Annotated in this window: 1 protein-coding gene; it reads left to right on the top strand. The window is 47.6% G+C overall.

Translation table 11 applies throughout. From position 1 onward, the window contains the following. On the top strand, positions 1-504 hold a 504-nt coding region (locus EOK74_RS20725; RefSeq protein WP_275404787.1), incomplete at both ends, for a group II intron maturase-specific domain-containing protein.

Below are 504 nucleotides of genomic sequence, written 5' to 3'. Positions count from 1 at the left end.
CTGAATCACCGCTTGAAACTGATCGTGAATACGGTCAAAAGCCACGTAGTTAAAACCAGTAGAAGCAAATTCCTTGGGTTCACGTTCAAGGGAGGTCGCATTCACTGGCACCCAAAGACATTGCAAAAGTTCAAACAGCAAGTCCGAAGGTTAACAAACCGTAATTGGGGCGTGTCTATGCACTACCAACTCTTTAAACTCAGCCAGTACTTACGTGGCTGGATAAACTACTTCGGTATTGCCAGTGGGTACCAGCGATGCGTAGATCTCGATAATTGGATCAGACGCAGAGTTCGAATGGCCTATTGGCGGCAGTGGCGAAAGCCACGCACCAAAGTTAGAAGTTTAATGAAACTAGGTGTACATGTTCAGGCTGCCGTTGCGTGTGGCATCACCAGCAAAGGACCATGGCGCAGCGCCAAAACCCCGGGGGTTAATCAAGCTTTATCCCTTGAATACTTAAAATCCGAAGGGCTTTATTCACTGCGTGATGGTTGGATATCG

It is taken from the genome of Paraglaciecola marina (assembly GCF_004360155.1).
Lineage (GTDB): Bacteria > Pseudomonadota > Gammaproteobacteria > Enterobacterales > Alteromonadaceae > Paraglaciecola > Paraglaciecola marina.
Note: the sequence above shows the minus strand (reverse complement) of the source record. Positions and strands in the feature narration are given on the sequence as shown.